General features: G+C 50.7%; 3 protein-coding genes. All 3 read right to left on the reverse strand.

Annotated features, from left to right (window positions below):
* Positions 1-275 precede the first annotated feature (275 nt).
* Positions 276-1,286 carry a YeiH family protein gene (locus HMPREF2884_RS04635; RefSeq protein ID WP_070616006.1) on the reverse strand — a complete coding sequence of 337 codons (1,011 nt, stop codon included), beginning with the start codon at positions 1,284-1,286 and terminating at the stop codon, positions 276-278.
* 99 nt (positions 1,287-1,385) lie between these two features.
* Positions 1,386-1,868 (reverse strand): DUF6318 family protein, encoded by a 483-nt coding sequence (locus HMPREF2884_RS04640; protein ID WP_005509043.1) that lies wholly within the window; start codon positions 1,866-1,868, stop codon positions 1,386-1,388.
* Positions 1,869-2,054: 186 nt separating this feature from the next.
* On the reverse strand, positions 2,055-3,000 hold a 946-nt coding region (locus HMPREF2884_RS04645), incomplete at its 5' end, for a peptide ABC transporter ATPase (protein WP_070616008.1).

A 3,000-nucleotide genomic window follows, 5' to 3' on the forward strand; every position in this document is an offset into this window, starting at 1 on the left:
TGCCTCCAACCACACTCAACTCTGAAGAGCCATTTTACGGAAGTCACCATGCGCGGATACCTATGCGCTGATACCCATGCGCCGAGAAGCCACATGTGTTTCGAAAAGCCACAATAATGGTGGCTTCTCGAAACACATGTGGCTTCTCAATGGTTATGGGGTTATTTCAGTAACCCTTTTTCCTTCAGCTGCTCTTGAGAAAGCGAGCCAACGACAGTCCAAAATCCATCTGATTTGTCTACGTTCTGAGGTAGCCTTTAGGCTCCCTTTTTTTCTTAGTAAATACCGATGAGTAATTGCACGCCAAGACTAGTCAGGATGATAGCAATCCAGCAAAGGGCTCCAAGAAGAATGGATTTTCCACTGGATTTGATCATAGCAATGAGGTTGGTTTTGAGACCAATAGCACTCATAGCCATGATGATGAGGAATATGGAGAGTTGTTTGAGAGGTGAAAAGAAGCTAGTGCTGACACCGAAAGATGTGAGAAGAGTAGTTAGCAGAGAAGCTAGGATAAAGTAGAGAATGAAAACGGGGAAGATTTTTTTAAGCTTCACTCCTTGGTTGTCGCCTTGTTGACGGCTTTGCCAATAGGAGAGGAAGAGAACGATAGGGATAATAGCTAGAGTACGTGTCAGCTTGACAATAGTTGCAGGCTCAAGAGTGTTTGCATTGTAAAGACTATCCCAGGCACTAGCAGTAGCTGTCACAGAGGAAGTATCGTTGACCGCAGTACCCGCAAAGAGAGCAAAACCTTCGTTGGAAAGATGGAGCCAAGAACCTAGAGTTGGAAAGATAAGAGCTGCCAAGACATTGAAGAAAAAGATAACAGAAATGGCTTGGGCTACTTCTTTTTCCTTGGCGTGAATAACAGGAGCAGTCGCTGCAATGGCAGAACCGCCACAGATAGAAGATCCAACTCCAATCAAGGTAGCTAGCTTTGTATCAAGGTTAAAAAAGCGTTGGAAAAAGAAAGCAATAATTAAAGCGATAGAAATGGTCGAAATGATGACAGGAAGGGAAGATGTTCCAACTGCGAAAACTTGTGAGATACTGAGTCCAAACCCAAGCAAAATAACAGCATACTGAAGCAATTTTTTGGAGCTGTAAGTCAAACCGGCATCCAGTTGTGTATAGGAAGTGAGAAAGGGATGGAGAATCATTCCGATAAAAATGGCGAAAACAGGTGCTCCCACAACAGGCAGAAATCCTCCTAAAACCCAAGAGATGATAGAAATGATCAGACAGACTGACAGTCCTGCCCAATTTTTTGATAGAAATGACATAAAAACCTCCGAAAATAAATACTTCTTATTATAATCTTTTCTGTCAGAAAAGTAAATTAGAAAGTAGGAATACAGACCCAGCCCGGGGAGCGCACCACCTCAGCCTCCGCGCTGATAAAGGCGTTCGATATCCTTGAGGAACTTAATATCCTTCTCGTAGGTATCCAGCATATAGGGCCATACATACTGCATGTCACCGGTCTGAATACCGTAGTTACGGGCTCTGACCCAATCGGCCATCATCTCACGAAGACCAGCAAAGGTTTCAGGGTACTGTTGCGGCTTAGCCTTGGGGAGAGGGACGTTCTGAGCTATACCGTATTCATCAGCTTCACGGTATTCGCCGTCGGGTGCTTTCGAGCCGCCAGAATAGCCGCGGGTAATGACCGGGCTCGGAGTAGCGGAAGCAGAAGCGGCATCGGATGCCGCCGCGAAAGCCGATGCCGATTCGCTCGGTGTGGTGGAGGCAGTGGCTGCCGCCTCGTTATTTGCCTGCTGGCCGCATGCCGCAAGCAGGGCACCAAGACCCAGAAGGGTACCGCCGCTCAGCATTGCGCGGCGGGTCATAATAACGGAAGTCATGGAAGTGTATTCCTCATATCGGTGTGAAGTGTGAATAGGTGGCTGGCTAGAAACCGGAAGACTAACCAGCCGAAGGGAGGAACCCGATAGCTGAGAAGCCACATGTGTTTCGAAAAGCCACAAAAGAAGTGGCTTTTCAGCGAACATGTGGCTTCTCAACGTAAGACCCACGGCAGGAGAACGACCTTACATGTCAGGCCAGTCGCGGTGCAGCGAGTACTCCGTATCCCCGTCACCGTTATCGTTGAGGTGCCAGCGCTGGCCGGTACGGATATCGGCCTTGCGCAGACGCGGGTTCGGGTTATCCTTCTTACCCATCGTGGGGTCGTTCTTGCAGCCCCAACGAGTATCGTCTTCATCGCAGGTGCCGCCGACGCGGCCCACATCGACCCACCACACACGGATTAGCAGCGGGTCACTGGTTGCCTGTGGAGTCACCTTCATCATCTGCCAGGGTCCGCCATCCACGCGGAAGCGAGCCGTGTAGTGCACGGTCGCGTACGCGTGGAAGTTGCCGGAACGCTGGTAGGCGTAGCTGGTTTCCGTTTGTCGCGGACGTTCACGAGGGTAGGTGGCGACCGGTTTACCAGCGGTGTAGTGGGTTGCCTGGTCGCCGTTGCCGTACTCGATGACGTACGAGGAGGGCATGAGTTCAATTTCGACGTGTCCGGCGAGCATGTCTGCTTCAAGGCGGTAGGGGCCACCGTCATCAACATAGAAATTGACCTGGTCACCCTTGTAGACGTTGGGATCGCCTTCTGCTCGGCCAGTGCCTGCGGGGTTGTTGTAGGACTGGTGCAGGGTCGGCTTGCCCGGCTCTAGCGATTGGGCGGCCTCAATGATTTGCGCCATCATTTGTTCCCAGGTGGGGCCATCGTTTGCCTTGGATTTAGTGTCTTGAACAGCCTTGATGTCTGAGGGGATGCAGCTAGCGCTGCTGGGGTTGTGCATTCCCATTGCTGGGCGACCGCGGTCCATGAATCCTGCATCAGTTTCCGGGCTGAGGTTGGTGTGTTTATAGATACCGACTTTTCCTCCAGAGGTTACGCAGTAAAGGACGCCAGGGGTATTTTTGGAGGAGTAGACATCAAAACCACTGGGGTTGTGGCTCTTTTCCCATTCGTGGACTTGG

This window comes from Rothia sp. HMSC073B08 (genome assembly GCF_001812975.1).
GTDB lineage: Bacteria > Actinomycetota > Actinomycetes > Actinomycetales > Micrococcaceae > Rothia > Rothia mucilaginosa.

Excerpts from the sequence above, each read along its gene's own strand:
- HMPREF2884_RS04635 (WP_070616006.1), bottom strand. The coding sequence starts at position 1,286 with ATGTCATTTCTATCAAAAAATTGGGCAGGACTGTCAGTCTGTCTGATC.
- HMPREF2884_RS04640 (WP_005509043.1), bottom strand. The coding sequence starts at position 1,868 with ATGACTTCCGTTATTATGACCCGCCGCGCAATGCTGAGCGGCGGTACC.